This is a genomic window from Bacillus sp. SIMBA_008 (assembly GCF_046535495.1).
Lineage (GTDB): Bacteria > Bacillota > Bacilli > Bacillales > Bacillaceae > Bacillus > Bacillus subtilis.
In genome coordinates this window covers 48296-67393 of sequence record NZ_JAWRWL010000001.1, presented here as the reverse complement: position 1 = coordinate 67393, position 19098 = coordinate 48296, and the positions used below count along the sequence as shown (strand labels likewise).

At 42.7% G+C, this 19098-nt stretch carries 21 protein-coding genes and 1 other annotated feature; of the genes, 5 read left to right on the top strand and 16 right to left on the bottom strand.

Annotated elements, in window-relative coordinates; all coding sequences use genetic code 11:
* Positions 1 to 43 precede the first annotated feature (43 nt).
* Positions 44 to 258: a binding site (T-box leader), on the bottom strand.
* A gap of 102 nt (positions 259 to 360) precedes the next feature.
* Positions 361 to 696, bottom strand: coding sequence for a DUF4257 domain-containing protein (locus SB658_RS00370; RefSeq protein ID WP_003246114.1), 336 nt, complete (start codon positions 694 to 696; stop codon positions 361 to 363).
* A gap of 404 nt (positions 697 to 1100) precedes the next feature.
* Between SB658_RS00370 and ytvA the strand changes: the two genes are divergently transcribed.
* On the top strand, positions 1101 to 1886 hold the full coding sequence (gene ytvA / locus SB658_RS00365) for a YtvA family blue-light photoreceptor (protein WP_144500633.1): 786 nt from the start codon (positions 1101 to 1103) through the stop codon (positions 1884 to 1886).
* Positions 1887 to 2121: 235 nt separating this feature from the next.
* Here ytvA and SB658_RS00360 read toward each other — a convergent pair whose 3' ends face one another.
* Complete coding sequence (locus tag SB658_RS00360; protein ID WP_015714556.1) at positions 2122 to 3315, bottom strand: MDR family MFS transporter; 1194 nt, start codon at positions 3313 to 3315, stop codon at positions 2122 to 2124.
* 188 nt (positions 3316 to 3503) lie between these two features.
* Between SB658_RS00360 and SB658_RS00355 the strand changes: the two genes are divergently transcribed.
* Entirely contained in the window at positions 3504 to 4250 is a 747-nt protein-coding gene (locus SB658_RS00355) for an LMBR1 domain-containing protein (protein ID WP_106611040.1), read from the top strand.
* Between the two features lie 36 nt (positions 4251 to 4286).
* Here SB658_RS00355 and bceB read toward each other — a convergent pair whose 3' ends face one another.
* From bceB to SB658_RS00295, 12 genes are all read right to left on the bottom strand, one after another.
* Positions 4287 to 6227: a bacitracin ABC transporter permease BceB gene (gene bceB, locus SB658_RS00350; protein ID WP_106611039.1), complete on the bottom strand. Its 1941-nt coding sequence runs from the start codon at positions 6225 to 6227 to the stop codon at positions 4287 to 4289.
* Positions 6217 to 6978: a bacitracin ABC transporter ATP-binding protein BceA gene (gene bceA / locus SB658_RS00345; protein WP_003229137.1), complete on the bottom strand. Its 762-nt coding sequence runs from the start codon at positions 6976 to 6978 to the stop codon at positions 6217 to 6219. The genes bceB and bceA overlap by 11 nt, the downstream gene beginning before the upstream one ends.
* A 101-nt stretch (positions 6979 to 7079) precedes the next feature.
* Positions 7080 to 8084, bottom strand: coding sequence for a two-component sensor histidine kinase BceS (bceS, locus tag SB658_RS00340; RefSeq protein ID WP_015384427.1), 1005 nt, complete (start codon positions 8082 to 8084; stop codon positions 7080 to 7082).
* Positions 8077 to 8772, bottom strand: coding sequence for a two-component response regulator BceR (gene bceR / locus SB658_RS00335; protein WP_070547660.1), 696 nt, complete (start codon positions 8770 to 8772; stop codon positions 8077 to 8079). Before bceR ends, bceS begins: the two co-directional genes overlap by 8 nt.
* A gap of 96 nt (positions 8773 to 8868) precedes the next feature.
* Positions 8869 to 10179: an ABC transporter permease YtrF gene (ytrF, locus tag SB658_RS00330; protein WP_021480351.1), complete on the bottom strand. Its 1311-nt coding sequence runs from the start codon at positions 10177 to 10179 to the stop codon at positions 8869 to 8871.
* Positions 10169 to 10864, bottom strand: coding sequence for an ABC transporter ATP-binding protein YtrE (ytrE, locus tag SB658_RS00325; RefSeq protein WP_144500632.1), 696 nt, complete (start codon positions 10862 to 10864; stop codon positions 10169 to 10171). The genes ytrF and ytrE overlap by 11 nt, the downstream gene beginning before the upstream one ends.
* A gap of 14 nt (positions 10865 to 10878) precedes the next feature.
* The gene (ytrD, locus tag SB658_RS00320) at positions 10879 to 11856 is read right to left on the bottom strand and encodes an ABC transporter permease YtrD (protein WP_041851122.1); all 978 of its coding nucleotides are present in this window, start codon (positions 11854 to 11856) and stop codon (positions 10879 to 10881) included.
* Positions 11857 to 11885: 29 nt separating this feature from the next.
* Positions 11886 to 12872 (bottom strand): ABC transporter permease YtrC, encoded by a 987-nt coding sequence (gene ytrC / locus SB658_RS00315; RefSeq protein ID WP_015483589.1) that lies wholly within the window; start codon positions 12870 to 12872, stop codon positions 11886 to 11888.
* Positions 12866 to 13744: an ABC transporter ATP-binding protein YtrB gene (gene ytrB, locus SB658_RS00310; RefSeq protein ID WP_003229123.1), complete on the bottom strand. Its 879-nt coding sequence runs from the start codon at positions 13742 to 13744 to the stop codon at positions 12866 to 12868. The genes ytrC and ytrB overlap by 7 nt, the downstream gene beginning before the upstream one ends.
* On the bottom strand, positions 13737 to 14129 hold the full coding sequence (ytrA, locus tag SB658_RS00305; RefSeq protein ID WP_003229121.1) for a GntR family transcriptional regulator YtrA: 393 nt from the start codon (positions 14127 to 14129) through the stop codon (positions 13737 to 13739). The genes ytrB and ytrA overlap by 8 nt, the downstream gene beginning before the upstream one ends.
* A 33-nt stretch (positions 14130 to 14162) precedes the next feature.
* Positions 14163 to 14300 (bottom strand): hypothetical protein, encoded by a 138-nt coding sequence (locus SB658_RS00300; protein ID WP_003229119.1) that lies wholly within the window; start codon positions 14298 to 14300, stop codon positions 14163 to 14165.
* Between the two features lie 154 nt (positions 14301 to 14454).
* The gene (locus SB658_RS00295) at positions 14455 to 14727 is read right to left on the bottom strand and encodes a YtzC family protein (RefSeq protein ID WP_003229117.1); all 273 of its coding nucleotides are present in this window, start codon (positions 14725 to 14727) and stop codon (positions 14455 to 14457) included.
* 161 nt (positions 14728 to 14888) lie between these two features.
* Here SB658_RS00295 and mnmL point away from each other — a divergent pair, with 161 nt between their 5' ends.
* Both mnmL and mnmM read left to right on the top strand, forming a co-directional pair.
* The gene (gene mnmL / locus SB658_RS00290) at positions 14889 to 15857 is read left to right on the top strand and encodes a tRNA modification radical SAM protein MnmL/YtqA (RefSeq protein ID WP_024572829.1); all 969 of its coding nucleotides are present in this window, start codon (positions 14889 to 14891) and stop codon (positions 15855 to 15857) included.
* Positions 15854 to 16444 carry a tRNA 5-(aminomethyl)-2-thiouridylate-methyltransferase MnmM gene (gene mnmM, locus SB658_RS00285; RefSeq protein ID WP_041851123.1) on the top strand — a complete coding sequence of 197 codons (591 nt, stop codon included), beginning with the start codon at positions 15854 to 15856 and terminating at the stop codon, positions 16442 to 16444. The genes mnmL and mnmM overlap by 4 nt, the downstream gene beginning before the upstream one ends.
* Here the strand turns inward: mnmM and tbcS are convergent.
* Both tbcS and ytpA read right to left on the bottom strand, forming a co-directional pair.
* Positions 16429 to 17532, bottom strand: coding sequence for a tetraprenyl-beta-curcumene synthase (tbcS, locus tag SB658_RS00280; protein WP_004399076.1), 1104 nt, complete (start codon positions 17530 to 17532; stop codon positions 16429 to 16431). The two genes, mnmM and tbcS, sit on opposite strands and share 16 nt — an antisense overlap.
* A gap of 20 nt (positions 17533 to 17552) precedes the next feature.
* Complete coding sequence (gene ytpA, locus SB658_RS00275) at positions 17553 to 18332, bottom strand: phospholipase YtpA (protein ID WP_003229109.1); 780 nt, start codon at positions 18330 to 18332, stop codon at positions 17553 to 17555.
* A gap of 48 nt (positions 18333 to 18380) precedes the next feature.
* Between ytpA and SB658_RS00270 the strand changes: the two genes are divergently transcribed.
* On the top strand, positions 18381 to 18896 hold the full coding sequence (locus SB658_RS00270; RefSeq protein ID WP_014477735.1) for a gamma carbonic anhydrase: 516 nt from the start codon (positions 18381 to 18383) through the stop codon (positions 18894 to 18896).
* Positions 18897 to 19098: the final 202 nt, after the last annotated feature.

Genomic DNA, 19098 nt, shown 5'->3' with positions numbered 1-19098 from the left:
TTATTCAGAATATTCCCAAACTAAAAAAAACTCCCTCATCCCAAAAAGGGACGAGAGACTTTCGTTTTCCCGCGGTACCACCCTCGTTAGCGCGGCATACGCCGCACTCACTTGATACTTTTAACGCAGTTATGCGTCAGCGGCTTTTCACCGCTGCAACTCTGAGGTGAGTTCGGAAACAAACTTGATTGACTTTCACCAGCCGTCAACTCTCTGCAACAATATCTGTTTCTTACTGCTCCTCTTCATTGTTCTTATCGCAACCGTAATCTAACTGTATTTTATAGAATTCTGTTCATAAGTGCAAGCAGGTTTGTATACAATGGGAATGTACCCTGAACGGGCGGAGATTGAGGACAATTATTCGGGTGGAGTTTTGGTTTGACGTTTGGACTCGGCCGGTTCGCCGCCGCTGTTCAGTTCTCTCACAAAGTCAAAACTTCTGAGAACAGCTTCACCGCCGTAGCCTGAGATAATGGATAAGATGACAAGTTGAATTCCTGAATCGGGGTCAGCGGATAATACAAGTAAAATGGAAGCCGTCATGCCGATAAACCAATCTTCCAAAAATCCAAGGTAGATAAACCGCTTCGTCATTCTGGGCTTCTCCAGCCTGCCTCTCTTTTTCACATGACCGAGAATCCCCATGATTCCTCCAATTACACAAGCAATGAGTACCTGATGCAGCATCTTCATCATCACCTTCCTAAAGCCCTTATTTCGTAAAGCGACTTCAGGCCATCCAGCCCCCTTAAACGATTCCGATGATTTTCGATATCTACATACCGGCAAATCTGTAAAAAGCTTGTTTCTTCCATTATATGTGAACACATGATCGGTAAGCTTGATGCATTGGATTCATTTTTCACCCAGTGACATTGACCTAGTCACCTATTTAGCATGTAGAAAACCTTTCCGTTCATATGTTCAAATTCTGTTCTTATTTTTAGTGTATACGAGGACAAGCCCTAATGACAAACAACAAACTGCACTTGCTTGAATCAGAACATGTGTTGTGCTACGGTTACTGTAGAATTCATTTTTAAAAAGGGGAATATCAGGCTTTCGCATAGCAAGCTGACGGCCTAAGGGGGATTTATATGGCTAGTTTTCAATCATTTGGGATACCAGGACAGCTGGAAGTCATCAAAAAAGCACTTGATCACGTGCGAGTCGGTGTGGTAATTACAGATCCCGCACTTGAAGATAATCCTATTGTCTACGTAAATCAAGGCTTTGTTCAAATGACCGGCTACGAGACCGAGGAAATTTTAGGAAAGAACTGCCGCTTCTTACAGGGGAAACACACAGATCCTGCAGAAGTGGACAACATCAGAACCGCTTTACAAAATAAAGAACCGGTCACCGTTCAGATCCAAAACTACAAAAAAGACGGAACGATGTTCTGGAATGAATTAAATATTGATCCAATGGAAATAGAGGATAAAACGTATTTTGTCGGAATTCAGAATGATATCACCAAGCAAAAAGAATATGAAAAGCTTCTCGAGGATTCCCTCACGGAAATTACTGCACTTTCAACTCCTATTGTCCCGATTCGCAATGGCATTTCGGCTCTTCCGCTAGTCGGAAACCTGACAGAGGAGCGATTTAATTCCATCGTTTGCACATTGACGAATATCTTATCAACATCCAAAGATGATTATTTGATCATTGATTTATCCGGATTGGCCCAAGTGAACGAACAAACGGCCGACCAAATTTTCAAGCTGAGCCATTTGCTGAAATTGACTGGAACTGAGTTAATCATTACCGGCATTAAGCCTGAATTGGCCATGAAAATGAATAAATTGGATGCCAATTTTTCGTCGCTGAAAACATTTTCAAATGTAAAGGATGCCGTTAAAGTGCTTCCGATTATGTAAAAAGATCCCGCTCATCCGGCGGGATCTTTCAGATTGTTGACAAAATCCTAAAATGGTTTTCATTTTAGGATTTTGTCATCTTTTCAGCGTGATTGAAAACCCTTGAAGTCTAGGAAGGACGAGCATAGGAGCGGAGCGAATGTTCTAATTCGTGAGCCCGAAGCGCAGGCCTGACAACGAATGCGAGGGTTTGTCGACACGCTGAAAGATCCCGCTCATTCGGCGGGATATTTTATTATGAAGAGATTGATGCCTGCTTATTTGTTTCTTTAGCTGATTTTATCCGTTTGTCATATAGAAGCGTTGTGGCAATACTGATCAGCAGCAATACCAACAGAGATAAAACAAGGGCCTTAATGCCGTAATGATCGACAAGCACTCCTCCGAACAGGGGACCAATCATTCTGCCGCCTGTCGCCGCACTGTTGACAAAGCCTTGATAAAAGCCTTCTTTCCCTTTAGGGGCAAGCTGATTGGCAATTGTCGGCACAGCAGGCCAAACAAGCATTTCTCCGATCGTCAGGATCACCATCGCAGCGAGAAACATCGGAAATTGCTTTGCAGTCAGCAGCATGCTGAAAGACACAATAAAAATGATAAAGCCGATTGCCATTTGCGCTTTTAGCGACTCGGCCCATTTTTTCACCACAAAACTGACGAGCGGCTGGCCGAGCACAATGAGAATTCCGTTAACTGTCCATAGCACGCTGTATAAGGAAAGAGATATTCCAATGCTTTGTGTGTACGAAGCAATTGTGGTGGACCATTGAGAATAAGCCAGCCATCCGAGTACATAGCCTCCGCTTAAAATGATCAGTGCGGCAAATTTTGCTTTGCTGTTCACAGCATCATAATCAAGCACGGATGTTTGGGATGCATCGCCCGTCTGAATATTTCGAAATCCGAAATATACAACAAAGAAAAAGATCAGATACAATACGGCATTTGCCAAAAATACATATGAAAACGAGAAAGATGCCACGACACCGCCAAGCGCTGAACCGACGGCCACACCCGCGTTTTGCGCGACATATATCGCATTAAATGCCTTCCTTCCCCCTTCAGGCCATACCGATCCCGCCATTGCGTAGCTGGCCGGAAAAACTACACCGGAGCCAAAGCCCACAATCGTCAGCAGCACAATATAGGTCGGCCAATCATGAAAAAAGACAAGGCCCATCAGGCTTGCTAACGTAATGGCTATCCCAAGCATAATCGATTTAAAACCGCCGATTTTATCAAACAAAAAACCTCCGCATAAATTACCAGCCACACTGGCGCCGGAGTTCAGCATCAGGACAAGTCCGGCTACCGTTAACGACTTTCCTAAATGATTATGGATATAAATCGTATTCAACGGCCATAAAAAAGAAGCACCCGTCACATTGATAAACATTCCAATGACTAAAATTTTAAGAGCACGCGGCATACTTATCCCCCTTTCTTACCTAAAAAAGCTCATGAAAAAAACGAAACCTAAAACGGCTCCGTACGAATCCAGTTATCATAGCACATTCATTCTATCTATCTCTCTCACATTTTTCAACTGATGAACGTGAAAAAATCTAACAAATATTGTTTGAAAAATGTAAAATAAATAGAAAAAGGGGTCATATTATGGAAATGGTATTAGCATTCTTAGGTTTTCTGGCATGTCTCATTGCACTGGGCTATGGATTATATTACCTTGTCAGATATGTACTGAAAAAGGAAAAACGTTTCTCAAAGAGACTTTTTTGGCCGCTTTTCATTGGAGGCCTTGTGCTGCTCTTTACCGGAGCAGCATTGGCAGAACCTGACACTGCCGCAGCAAATGCCGAGAAAAAATATTCAGCGCTAAACGCCGAATATAAAAACCTCACAAAAGAACACGAAGAACTTGAGAAAGAATATAAATCTGTCAGCTCTGAAGCAAAGAAATTAAAAGACAACAAAGAAGATCAAGACAAGCTTGAGAAGCTTAAAAACGAAAATAGCGATCTAAAAAAGACTCAGAAATCATTAAAAGCTGAGATTAAAGAGCTTCAAGAAAATCAAAAGCAGCTCAAAGAAGATGCAAAAACGGCAAAGGCTGAAAATGAAACACTCCGACAAGATAAAACAAAGCTTGAAAATCAATTAAAAGAGACGGAAAGCCAAACCGCCAGTTCTCATGAAGACACTGGAAGTTCTTCAAACAATACGAGTAAAAGTGATGAAACCAAAACAGCTGACAAAGCAGAAGGCTGTAATATCAAAGGAAGCAAAAACGGCATCTACCACACGCCAGGCAGTACATACTATGACCAGACAACCGATCCGGCTGAAATGTTTTGCTCAGTTGAAGAAGCTGAAGCCGCCGGTTATAGGGCGCCAAAACGATAAACAAAAAGCTCCAGAATGTCTGGAGCTTTTTCTGTTTCACAACGACGATTTAATGACCTTCTTATAATAAAGAACTGACAGAAAACCAAAAATGGAATAGAGCGCAGTATATAATACCATCACCATAATCATAGGCGTCCACACCTCTGATCCAAATAAGAACCAACCGGATTGGACGGCAAAGTAACTGTGGAAGAGGCCGACAACGAGCGGAATGCCGAAGTTGTACATTTGTTTGATGCGTATTCCCTTTATCAGGTCGCCCTGCGTAAAACCGAGTTTTCTTAAAATCGTATAGCTCGGTTTTTCATCTTCACTTTCACCCATTTGTTTAAAGTAAAGGATACAACCTGATGTAATCAGGAACGTTAACCCTAAGAAGCCGACGATGAACATCACCATACCAAACAGTGATTTTTGCGCAGCGCTTGTATCCAGTCTTGATAAATGCTCGTTTTTCTTGTTCACCTGTTGAAAAAGCTCATTTGCTTTTTCCATTTGATCGTCATGTTTCACATTGACGCCGATAAAGGTAGATTGCGCCAGCTGAATGCGGGGGTCCTTATCCTTGTTCAGCTGTTGAAACAGGCTGTCATCCACAATGACAGCGGGCATGCCCCCGCTTGTAAACGTGTAGGATACAAGAAACTCTTCTCTTAATCCTTTATATTTTAATGGCTGCGTCTCATGTTTGCTTTTTATTTTAATAACACCAGAGTCCTTGAAAACCATTATTTTTTGCAGCAAGTCGGTGTATCCTGAGAAAACGGCTTCTCCAGCCGCCACATCGACTCCTTTTACATCTTTGTCGCTAACAACAGCAAGCTGCATATTGCTGGGATCGCCCTGCATCTCTTTCGGAGTTCCATCCATGATATTTGCAATGTCAACATTTGCTTGCAGGACAGGTGTTGCCTTTTTTACAAACGAGATGTTGCTTTCCCTCAATCTGTTTTCAAATAACTTGGCATCTTTCTCATTCATGAATGAAAAATCAGCCGCTACATTTTGTTCAGCGGTCTTTTCTGACGAGTAATACGAGATATATGCAAGAGATAACAGCCCGATCGCAAGTGCTGAAACGGTTGTAATAATCGTCAGCAGCAGCGCATTCGATTTCATTCTGAACATGATTGATGACAGTGACAGGACCTCAGAAATATTTAAATAGCCGCCCTTGCTTTTTCGAATGATATTCGAGATAAACGTAACTGATCCTTTATAAAACAAAAACGTCCCGATAATGACGCTCCCCAGAATGAAGCTCATCGCAACAAACAGTTCATTAATGGTCTTAAATTTTCCGCCAAACAGCTCAGAAGACACATAGTATCCTGTCAAAATCAACACGATGCCTAAAGCGCCGATTATCATTTGGAAAAATGATATTTTCTTTACTTTGTCTTCAGTGGAGGACGTTACTTTAAACAAAGATAAAATACTCTGTTTTTTGATAAACGTATAATTCATGATCATGATCAAAAGGTAAATGCCGCAGAACACAATGACCGTTTGGACCAAGGCCTGCTCAGAAAAATGCAGTTTCGCATCCGCTTTGACATCGACAATTTTGAACAGAATCATCAAGACAAGCTTCGATATCGAAAACCCGGCCGCTACCCCGATCGCTAATGAACCGAAATACAGCATGACATTTTCTGCACTTAAGATGCGAAAAATTTTATGCTTCGTCATTCCAATCAATTGAAACAGCCCGATTTCTTTACTCCGTCTCTTAATAAAAATCGTATTGGCATATAAAATGAAGATCGCCACAACAGCCACAAGCAAAATCGAAGCGGTTTTAATAGCCGCGGCTCCCTTGATCGAAGCCTTCACTTCGTTAATTGCTGGGTCATACTGCAGCGTGACAAAGGCGAAATAAAGCGCCACGCTAAAGATGAGCGCAAACACATACAGATAGTAATTACGAAGATTCTTTTTCAAATTTCGCAGGATGAGCTGATTAATGTTCATGCTGCACCCCGCCTAACACGCCTTGCGTTTTCATAATATCCTGGAAAAACGTCTGCCTGTCCTGGCCCCCTTTATTCAGCTGTGTATACATTTGCCCGTCCTTAATAAAAATGACTCTGCCGCAGTAGCTGGCAGCGACGGGATCATGGGTAACCATAATAATCGTGGCGTTTCGTTTTTGATTGAGCTGGCTCAGCTTATTTAATAGATCAGAGGCCGATTTCGAATCCAGCGCGCCGGTCGGTTCATCAGCGAAAATAATGCTCGGGTCATGAATAAACGCTCTTCCGGCGGATGTTCTCTGCTTCTGGCCGCCGGAAATTTCATTCGGGTACTTATCCCGCAATTCATATATTCCCAGTTCCTTTGCAACTTCCTCAAACTTGCGATTGGCTTCCTTTTTTGATAGTTTCGTGATCGATAAAGGCAGAAGGATATTCTCTTTCACTGTCAATGTGTCTAACAAATTGTAATCCTGAAAGATAAAGCCTAAATGCTGTTTTCTAAATTCAGCCAGCTGCTTTTCCTTCATAGCCGTCATGTCATTTCCATTAATATGAATGGTTCCGTGACTGACCTGATCGATTGAGGACAGAACGTTGAGCAAAGTGGTTTTTCCCGACCCGGAAGCACCCATAATACTGACGAATTCGCCCTTTTCAATGTGAATATCGATGCCCTTCAGCACTTCCTGTTTATTCAGCTTGTTTCCATAACTTTTTCGAATTTTATTCGCTTCTAAAATCACCATTTACGCAGTCTCCTTTATATTGGATAATCTCATTATAAAAAGGAATGCCGGGCTTTTCCTTCGATACGGCGAACAAAAAAGAAAAGCATGTGACATTTTCGTCACACGCTTATGACATGTTCAAATTGATTCCGTATTGGAAAGGTTAATGTAAAAACTGTCCCCGCACCGAACTCCGACTCAACATCAATAAGGATCAATAACGGCGCAGCTGCTTTTTTTGCCAAGTACAGGCCCATGCCAGTTGACGCTTGATCATGGTGATCCGTTGTGGATGTAAACCCTTTATCAAAAATACGCGGTACATCTTTTGGATCAATGCCCCTGCCACAGTCTTTCACTTGGAGCTGCGTCTGTTCCCCTTTTTGAAAGCTTTTGATCTCGATTTCAGAGGCTTCGCTGTATTTCACCGCGTTTGTCAGCAGCTGCCTGATGATAAACGCCAGCCATTTTGCATCGCTCAGCACTTCTTTGGCATCGAGCTGTATGTCAAAACCGATCCCTTTTTGGATACACCACGATTGTAAATCTTTGATTTCTTTAAAGATCAAAGGCTGAAGCTGAATGAATTCTACTGACAGGTCGTTTTCAATAAATGAAATGCGTTTTTGATGAAGCTGCTGATCAAGAAGCAGGTGAATACGCAGCCATTCATAGGACAGCTGGGATTTCAGTGCTTTTTCTTCCATTCTATCAATGATTAAATGCATCGCTGTTAATGGAGTTTTGACCTCATGGATCCATGCCATCAGCTCATCTTTTTCATTTTCCAATGCTAAGCGATGCCGTGCTGCGGTCTGCTTCAAGTGTTCTGTTTGCCCGGCAATGCTTCTTTCAACCATTGCTTCAAACGGCGTTTCCGGTTCATTTATGGCTGTCACATCGAGATTGTTCTCCCATGTTTTCAAGCTTTTATAAAACGCTGTTTCTTTCCGATAGCGGAACCAAAGGAATATGATAAAAAACAAGATGCACAAATACACCATATAAAGTACATTCCCGAATGATATGGAAGGATCGACAAAAGCAATGAACAGCATCAAAGCCTGCTGAAACAAAAACGCGGCAATCCAGCTCCGCCTTTCGATAAGGAATGCTTTAATCATAAAACTTGTCCTCTTCCTTCGCGATGTAGCCCTGGCCCACCTTTGTCTCGATATATGCGCCAAGCTGCAGGACGTCCAGTTTTTTTCGCAGGCGATTGACATTGACGGTCAGCGTATTATCACTAACAAAACGCTCATCGTTCCACAAGCTTCTGATCAGCTCTTCACGGCTGACGATCTTGTTTTTTTGCTCTATTAGTTGTTTAAGAATGAACATCTCATTTTTGGTCAGTTCAACAGATCCTTTGTCATTGCTGACGAGGTTCTGCTCCGCGTCTACAGCAGCGCCGCACCACGTTTTAATCGTACTCGGCTCCGTATTATAATGGTGCACACGCCGGAACATCGCTTGGATTTTCGCAATCAGCACATCAAAATGAAATGGCTTTTGGATAAAGTCATCTGCCCCGAGCTGCATGGACATCACCATATCAGCAGGATGATCCCGGGAGGATAAAAAGAGAATCGGAACATTTGACCGGGAGCGGATCTGCCGGCACCAATGAAAGCCGTCAAATTTAGGCAGCTGTACATCAATAATGACACAATCAGGATTAACCGCCGCAAATTCCTGCAGCACCTGACTGAAATCCTGAATGCCGTATACATCATAGGACCATCCCGTTAAACGATCCTTGATTTCATGAAACAGCGATTCATCATCTTCAATCAGCAAAAGTTTAAACAATCAATTCACCGCACTTTTTCCTTTTTTATCAAGTGTATAGCAAAACGCTATCATGTGCTATAGAAAAAGCCGGCTGTCTCAGCCGGCTCGTTCGCATTATAGTTCTCTTCTCAACGCTGTCAGCACGTTGGTTTTTGTTGCTTTTCTCGCCGGGTTCATTCCGGAAATGACTGCGACCCCTCCGCAAATCACAACGGCAATGATCACAAGACTCGCCGGGATGTAGGAGAATGTGTAATTCAAGTCGCCCGCATCGCTTCCGCTTGTAGCCGCAAGAATCATCGGAACGGCCAGGTTGACAAGGTAGCTCACGCCATAAGAAATGATAATCCCAATCACACAGCCTAAAATTCCGATATACGCGCTTTCCATCAAGAACATTCGGCGAATGATTGACGGGCTCGCCCCAATCGCTTTCATAATGCCGATCTCTTGCGTTCTCTCTGTCACCGCCATCGTCATCGTGTTAAAAATGCCGATCGCTGAAATGATAACTGCGATACATCCGACAAAGATCAGTCCGATTTTGAAGACCATGAAGAAGGTATTGGCTCCCTCAAGTTCGGTAGTCACTGATGTGACATAGTACCCGTCATCTGTTAGATCATTTGTCAGCTGTTCCACATTCTCAAACTTATCAGCAAAAACACCAATGTTCGTTTCAACATTTCCGCCTTTGAAGTCTAAGAATTCCGAAAAATCTTTTTTGAATTGATCACTGATAAAAATGTTTGAGTCCTCCATCCAGTCTTGAGATGGTTTTTTTGTAATACCGACAATTTTAAAGTCATATGCTTTTGTTTTTGTAACATCCCCTGTTTTAGGATCTGTCTTCGATACACTTAGTTCTATTGTTTTGTTCAGAATATCTTTCGTATAGCCCTTTGGTTCTTTTATATCTTCTGGATTTCCTTTTGCTTCTTCGATTTTTTTGTTATATTCTTCCGATTCTTTTTTCGTCAATAATCTCTTTGCGAAGTCGTATCCTACTACGATTTCATTTTCTGACTTTGCGACTCTTCCCTTTTCCAATTCCATATTGGCCTTTAATTCATCATTCATATTAGTAAAAATGAGATTTGAGCTTTCATTTGTACGATTGCCTAAAGTAGCTTTGTTTGGTTCATACACTTGCGTTCTTTCTACAACTGACCTTACGTGATCATACTTCTCTAAATCAGCTTTTTTAATAGGCTTGTCTCCTTCCTTGCCCATTACACTGACTTTCGTTACAATCTGCTGGCTCATTGTCATATCTGTAATTGTCTTTTGAATCCCAAATCCAACGGACGACAGCACAACCAAAAACGCACACGCCATTGTTGTCGCAAGAATCGTCATAAAGACGCGAAGTCTGTTTTTCTTCATATTTCTTCTGATAAAATGAACCTGATCCTTAAACCTCAACGGTAATTCCTCCTTTTAGCACACCATCATGAAGCTGAAATTTTGAATGTCCGATAGAAGCGACTTCATCATCGTGAGTAATGATCACAAATGTAATGCCACGCTCACGATTCAGCTGCTGGATCAATTCCAGCACTTCATGTTCCGTTTCTGAATCAATGCTTCCCGTCGGCTCATCCGCTAAGATAATCGAAGGATTTAAAATCAACGCTCGAGCAATACTGACACGCTGCTGCTGGCCGCCTGACAGTTCATTCGGATAATGAGCGGCGTGGTTTTCCAGACCGACGCGTTTCAGCATGTCCTGCACCTTTTGCTTCCGCTCAGAGGGCTTGATTCCTTTTAACGCCAGCGGCATTTCCACATTCTCATACGTCGTTAAGCCCGGAATGAGCTGAAAGCTTTGGAAAATAAACCCGAAATGATCAAGCCGAAATTGCGCCCATTCCTTTTCATTAAACCCCGTAACATCAGTGCCATTAATGACAATCCGCCCTTTTGTCGGCGATATGTAGCCGGAAATCAAATTCAAAAGCGTTGATTTCCCTGAGCCACTTCGCCCGACAATACAGGCGATCTCACCTTTCGCCACACGTAATGAAACATCCTTCAATACTGGAACTTCATTCTCACGGCCCTTTTTTCCGATCGTGAAAGAATGGTCGATATGCTGAACATCTATCATATGTTCTCTCTCCCTTACAAAAGTTTCATTTTTTTATAAATCGCAAAATAACTAATCAAGAAACCGATTACCGCGCCGGCAGCCATGCCAATGAGATAGCCTGCAAAGCTTTCGCTGGCAGAAAATCCAAAGTAGCCGAAGCCCATGATTCCTATGATAATCACGATCATCTGCACCGGACGGTCAAGCGGCTTCCATAAGAAGAAGTACCCGTTTCTTTCATTAGATAGTTTGACAAAACTAATATAGCCGATGATGTAGAAGATGATAGTCATGATAGCCGGAATCACTAAATAATATGGTGAATTCTCAGCCCATTTCGAGTCTATATAAATTATCGGAATGAAATACTGCACCCATTTGGGTACTGGACCATGGATAAAATCGATTGATCCGCCAAAAAGGATCTCCAGGTTGATCGCAGGCAGGCTGATGAGTAAAAACGGCGAAATCGCTACGGTAAATGAGACTAGAAGCTGTGCGAAACTATTGCCTGTCAAAGCTCCTCCGGCCATAACCAAAGAATAAGCCAGCATGCTAACAATAATCATTCCCAAGCTGTAATTGTGAAAATAAACGGCCTGATCAGGCTTCAAAAACAAAATCAGTAAAACAGATAAAACATAACCGATGAGCTGCGGGATCACAATCACCATTCCGCTAGTAAAGAACTTCGCGTTAAATATCTGCCCTCGTGTATAAGGAAGGCTTAATGTAAAATCAAAAAAGCCCTTGCTTCGTTCAATCCCTAGCTGGCTGACCGCCAAAACGACTCCCCAAATCCAAAACAATGAGATAAATGAGCTGTTTAAATAATCAACGCTGAATACGCAGGGGCCGACCCAATTTTCTTTTCCAGTGACACAGCCTTGATAGATGAGATACATATTTAAAATTGATAATGGATTACCTAATATAAAAACCAAAATGGTGATAACTAAGGCGACTTTATTCTGCCGCCACTCTTTGTAAAGCAGTCCGGAATCCGGCAACTCACTTCCCTCCAAACCTAAGGCATTTCTTACACTTTTGTTTTCTTATAAATAGAGAAGTAGCTCACAAAGAATCCAGCCACTGCCCCAATGATCATACCCAAAATATAACCAATAATGGAATGTCCGGTATAGTATCCAAATAAACCAAATCCAAGGATGCCGAAAGCCATAACCAGAATTTGCACCGGACGGTCTAATCTGTTCCATAAGAAAAAGTGTCCGTTTCGTTCACTTGGATGCTTTTTGAAGCTTATCAAACCAATCAAGTAAAATAGAATGCTCATTACGGCTGGAATCAATAAAAGATATTTACTGTTAGTCATCCATTCATTTACAACGTAACTAATCGGTACTAGGTTCGATAAATTGCTTGCCAGAGAGAAATAACTCTCAGGGGAAGGGAACATTTCCCATATACTCACACCAAAAACAACTTCAAGGTTTCCAACCGGCAATGCAATAATTAAATACGGCAATATAGCTGCAGAAAACGCCGTTAACAGCTGGGCAAAAGCATTTCCAGTTAACGCTCCGGCGGCCATCACCAGTGAAAAAGCCATAAAACTAATCACAATTACTCCAACGCTGCTGTGCTCAAAAAAGTAGACGTGTTCAGGGTTATAGACAACAATCAGCAGCCATGCGAGTAAAAAGCCAATCAATTGCGACAGCACAATCACAAAACCGCCTAACCAAAATTTCGTCTGGAAAATTTGGCTTCTGTTATATGGAAGGCTTAATATAAAATCCATCGTGCCTTTCGAACGTTCCATTCCTAGGAAGCAGACCGCCAAAATGACACCCGGCACCCAGTTGAGATCTATCAGATTGCTTATGGAATAATTCACAATAAAATCACAATATTGCGGGTCTTGGCGATCAAGACATCCTTGATAAGACAAATACGTATTAACGATAGAAAGCGGATTTGCCAGCACTAAAAACGCGATACTTAACAAAATCACCACTTGATTCTGCTTCCACTCTCGATAGAGGAGACCTCGGTCTACCATCTCCGCTTCCCTCCAAACTTCGCAATGAACACTTCTTCCAGGTTGACAGGAAGCTCATTCCATACTTTTGGCTTCAGCTCTCTCAAAAAGCTCTTTTTCTCCTCATCGCTTTTCGGAATCAGCACTGTGTAAAACACGCCGGCCTGATCGAGCATCGGAATGTTTTGCTCTCTGATGGCCAGATTGACATCTGTGTCAAACGCCATTTGTATTTTGATGTATTCTTCTTTTAATTCATCAAGATCCATGACGTTGGTCAGCCTGTTATCTTCAAGAAAGCCAATTCGGTTGCACATCCGCTCTATGTCTTCAAGCCGGTGGGACGTAATCAGGATACTCGTATCACGCTCTGCCACTTCATCGACCATCAGCTGCAGCACATCATGTCTAGTTACCGCATCAATACCATCCGTCGGCTCATCAAGGAGGATCAGCGCCGGTCTCGCCGCAAACGACAGAACGAGCGATAGCTGCTTTTTTAAGCCTGTCGACAGCTCACGGTATTTTTTCGTTTCCGGAATTTCGTATCTGTTCATCAGCTCATTCGCGTACGTGACATCAAATTTCGGATATATTCTTCTCAAAATATCGACTAACTGCTTGTATGTATACTTATCGTAAAACGGATTTTGAACAGGCATGTAGATGATATTTTGTTTGACTTTCGGGTGCTTTTTGATTTCTACGCCGTCAAATAAAATCGTTCCGCTGTCAGCGAAAATGATTTGCTGGATTAAGCGAAGCATCGTCGTTTTGCCCGATCCATTGCGTCCAAGCAATCCAAAGATTTCTCCTTTTTCGATTGTTAATGAAACATCTTTTAATACTTGATTGCCGTCAATCGCTTTTGACAGCTGCCGCAGTTCAATCATTTTTTTTGCCTCCCTTCACATCAGCGCTGATTTCCTTTATCCATTCGTGCAGTTTTTCCAGCTCAACCCCTGCATAGTGTGCATCGATGATGAGCTGTTTGAGTTGCTCTTTAATCATCGTCATCTTCCCTTCAACCAGTGTCGTTTTTGCATTCTCCGATATATAGGTCCCTCTGCCCCGCAGCGTCTCAATAATCCCCTCTCGCTCAAGTTCTTTATACGCTTTGCTGACAGTGTTCGGATTCGCAATAATGATCGTTGCCAATTCTCTGACAGAAGGAAGCTTATCACCAGGCTTCATGATCCCTTTCAAACAAAGCTCTTTCATTTGCTGAATAATTTGTTCGTAAATGGGTGTTGAGCTTCTTGGATCGATTTGAATCATTTACTTCCCTACTTTCTATACGATCTGAACCTTTTATAGATAAAAATGATCAATTATACTTTTTTGCCATTCAAAACCGATCATCACGAGAACAAGAAAAAAAGAACAAGCGATCACAGATGCCGCAATCAGCATTGGCACGTTACGTTTGTTTCGTTTTTTATGTTTCATAACTGCCTCCCTTAATGTCAATATATAAATGATTTTATATTAGTGTCTACAGTGTATTACTTCAATTAGTACACTTAATACAATAAATACTTTGACTCACAAAGTCAATCCTTTTTTTACAAAAAAACGGACCCTTTTAAAAGGGTCCGTTTTCCTACACATCAAGAGGGTGCTGCAGGATCATATTATTTTGCAAAGATTGAAGCTGAAGTCTCATTCTGTACAGCTGTTCTCTCTGCTGATCATTTGACGACAGCCATAGTTTATTCAAGGCATTTACCGCATCTTCTAGCTGCATTTGTGCATCACTATATTCTTGATCGTTATAATGCTCTTGTTTAGAAGCGATTTTCAGCTGTTCTTCAGCATAATCATAGGCCTGCATACATTGCTGGAGATGTTCATCTACTGATTGTCTTGTTGCCACAGTAACCCCTCCTCTTGGTAATGGAATTCATCCATCATTCATATTGTAGCCTCATCTGACTTTATTCAATAAAGTAATTTATGGTCGATATTCATTTGTTCTCTTGTGAAATGCGTGCTACAATTTTAGGATGCAATCGTACGCAAGGAGGCACATGAATTGTGATGCAGAACAATCCTTTTCCTTATTCAAATACGGAAAAACGCTATCATACATTGAATTATCATCTCAGAGAACATTTCGGCCATAAGGTGTTTAAAGTAGCGCTTGACGGCGGTTTTGACTGTCCGAATCGGGACGGCACCGTAGCCCACGGAGGCTGTACGTTTTGCAGCGCAGCAGGCTCCGGCGATTTTGCCGGGAACCGGGCCGATGATTTAATTACGCAATTCCATGACATCAAAAACCGCATGCACGAAAAATGGAAGGACGGCAAGTACATCGCTTATTTTCAGGCTTTCACAAACACTCACGCCCCGGTTGAGGTGCTTCGTGAGAAATTCGAATCCGTCCTCGCTTTAGATGATGTGGTCGGCATTTCGATCGCCACACGCCCGGACTGTCTGCCTGATGATGTCGTTGATTACTTGGCAGAGCTGAATGAACGCACCTATTTGTGGGTGGAGCTTGGGCTTCAAACAGTTCATGAACGGACTGCACTTCTGATCAACCGCGCACATGATTTTAACTGCTATGTGGAAGGCGTCAATAAATTAAGAAAACACGGCATACGTGTCTGCTCGCATATTATCAATGGGCTGCCTTTGGAAGACCGGGACATGATGATGGAAACGGCAAAGGCCGTCGCAGATTTGGATGTCCAGGGCATTAAAATCCATCTGCTTCACCTACTGAAAGGCACGCCGATGGTCAAGCAATATGAAAAGGGAAAGCTGGAATTTCTTTCTCAAGATGATTATGTGCAGCTCGTGTGCGATCAGCTTGAGATCATTCCGCCTGAAATGATCGTCCACCGCATTACAGGTGACGGACCGATTGAGTTGATGATCGGGCCAATGTGGAGCGTCAACAAATGGGAAGTGCTTGGCGCCATTAATAAAGAGCTAGAAAACCGAGGCAGCTATCAAGGAAAGTTCTTTCAGCGGCTTGAGGAGGAATCAGCGCTATGATTTTGAAGAAAATTCTTCCTTACAGCAAAGAACTGCTGAAAATGGCCGCGGGAGAAGGAGATATTGTCGTAGATGCGACAATGGGCAACGGACATGATACACAGTTTTTAGCGGAGCTTGTTGGTGAAAACGGTCATGTGTACGCATTCGACATCCAAGAATCAGCCGTGGCCAATACAAAGGAACGGCTCGGTGACATGTATCAAGCGCGAACAACGTTATTTCACAAAAGCCATGACAAAATCGCTGAATCCCTTCCGCCTGAAACACATGGCAAAGTGGCGGCCGCGGTATTTAACCTCGGCTATTTGCCTGGCGGGGACAAATCAATTACGACAAACGGCAGTTCTACGATCAAAGCCATTGAACAGCTTCTCAGCATCATGAAAGACGAAGGTCTAATTGTTCTCGTCGTCTATCATGGCCACCCGGAAGGCAAAGCTGAAAAAAACGACGTGCTCGAGTTTTGCCGGGACTTGGACCAGCAAACAGCGCGTGTATTAACATACGGATTTATCAATCAGCAAAATGACCCGCCATTTATTGTCGCCATCGAGAAAAAAAGCTCAGATCAGCAAATGATTTGAGCTTTTTTCTTTGAGTTTTTCATCCAGGACATTTTTTGAAATTTCCGGTAGGCTCTGCCGTTGATATAAAAGAAAAGGGAGGTTTTTCCGCTGGCTTTGATCAGCTTCTTTGCGAGCCGGCCCATTTCCTTTTGGCCCGCCACTTTATCATCTGACAAATAAACGCCAAGCAAGCCGCGATTGATTAAACGATGGAAGTTTTCATGCGGAATGCCTTGTAAATGCTCGTCGGCTTTATGGATAAAGTGTTCAAGCCGGTCCATCATCTCTTCATGAGACTGATAATACGAGCAGAAATTCAAGTCTCCTTCCAGCAAGTCCTCCTCTTGATCAATCAAATAATCAAGAAGAATATGAAGGCCCTGTATGTAAGGAAAATAACTGTCGCGGATTTTTTTAGCGGTGCTTTCTGTGAAATCAGGCTGGAACGAATACGCAACCAGACAGAAAATGCCTAACGTTGAGCCTGCACAGGCTGAAAATTCATACCATTCCATCTCAGGCAGCTCTGATTCATATTGAGTAAACCACTTTTCAAGCCGCGGAACACGCTCATGCTCAATAACGTGCTTATGCACCTGCAAATCGCAATAATAGCCGCACAGTTCAAGCAGATAAGGTTTAATCATGTCATAGTGCTCAATGGAGCCGAGAACACGCTGGCACGTTTTGACCAGTTCATGCAAATATCCGCTGTCATCCTGTTCTTCCCTGAATTGATAATAGTTTTGCAGTTCCGCCCCAACTGTCAGTGCGTCCTGCATTGAGGCATGGAGCATCCGAAAATCCTGCGGGTCCAGCGAGGTGCTGCGGTCACACAGATTGTCCAAATAATCACTAATCGTTTGATACGCGATGATAAACTCGACACATTTCTGCTTTTGGCTGCCTGACAATAAGGCCAGTATGCCGCCGCCTTCACAGTGAAACGTTTTGTCCCGAATACTTGCGGTTGCCTGTGCTTTCAATTCACTGTTATGAATCGATTCTGATTTTTGCTTCCATATGTCCAGCTCTTGATGAACGAGCGGAAAAATATCTCGATATACCTTTGCCATCAATCCAAAAGGATGTTCCGGTACTGTCAACACATGCACCCCCTACTAGTTCAAATATATTGATCAGTAAACGCTCTTGCTGCTTTAAAAACATCTTCTCTCTCGGGTTCATTGAAGATCTCATGGTAAAGCCCTTCCCACTCTCTGTATGCTTTATTATGAGAAGCAACACCATTAAACCACTTGATGACCATCGTTTTGTCAACAAGCTTGTCATCACCGGCTTGCATCACAAGAAGCGGAACTTTCAAAAATGCCTCTGTCGGCACCATTGCCGATTCAATTGTCTTTAAAAGCTCTCTGTACCATCTGACAGAAACTTTCCTGACGTATAACGAATCATTTTGGTCAGCCTCGATGACGTCCTCATTGCGCGTCGCCATATCAATTGATAATCCCGAATCAACCTTAAGTGACGGAGCGATGACATTCAGGCCTTTTGATGCAAGATCAAGCGCTTTATTCACTTTAATTTGCAGTCCGAGACACGGTGATGATAAAATAATTCCCGTAATCTTGGGATTTCTTTGCTGTTTAATCCATTCAATCGCGACCAGACCGCCCATGCTGTGACCTAGAAGAAAAACCGGCAGATCAAAAGTTCGCGCTTTATCTATCCAAGCATCTACTTCATCAATGTATTCTTGAAACGAGCGAATATGCCCTCTCGCTCTTGTCGTTGTTCCCTGTCCAGGCAAATCGCCCATGACAACGTGATAACCCGAGGACCGCCACATTTCAATCAGCCATTTATATCGTCCGTGATATTCACTTGCCCCGTGAATAATTACAATCACGGCAACAGGTCTGTCTGCTTTCCAGGTCCACATGCTCTTCACCTCATACGAAATTTAAATAGAGAAAGAAGGATGAATCTTATGATCTACCCTTATAAGGAACACAAGCCAGATATCCACCCAACAGCCTTTATAGCTGATAATGCAACAATTACCGGTGATGTCGTGATCGGAGAACAGTCCAGCATTTGGTTTTCTGTTGTCATAAGGGGAGATGTTGCGCCGACCAGAATCGGAAACAGAGTCAATATCCAGGATTTAAGCTGCCTCCATCAAAGCCCGAACAAGACGCTGCTCATTGAAGATGACGCCACGATAGGCCATCAGGTTACACTTCATAGCGCTGTTATCCGCAAGAACGCCTTAATCGGCATGGGCTCAATCATTTTAGACGGAGCCGAAATTGGCGAAGGCGCTTTTATTGGTGCCGGCAGTCTTGTCCCGCCTGGAAAAACCATTCCGCCTGGCCATCTCGCCTTTGGCCGCCCTGCAAAAGTCATCCGCCCTTTGACGGAAGAAGACCGAAAAGATATGCAAAGAATACGGTCAGAATATGTAGAAAAGGGCCAATATTATAAATTTCTTCAACAAACATAAGACCTGCTTCGTCTTACTTTACCATTTTTCAAATTATATTTGAAAGCAATAACCATCGTTAACCCGGACGTCATCACAGTTCGGGTTTCAATTTTTCCATAAAACGTTCACATATAGCATGAAACGTATGACTTTTATCTTATCACAAAACTATAAACAGCCTCTGCAAACACACATACCTATTCTTTCCTGTTCTCTATTT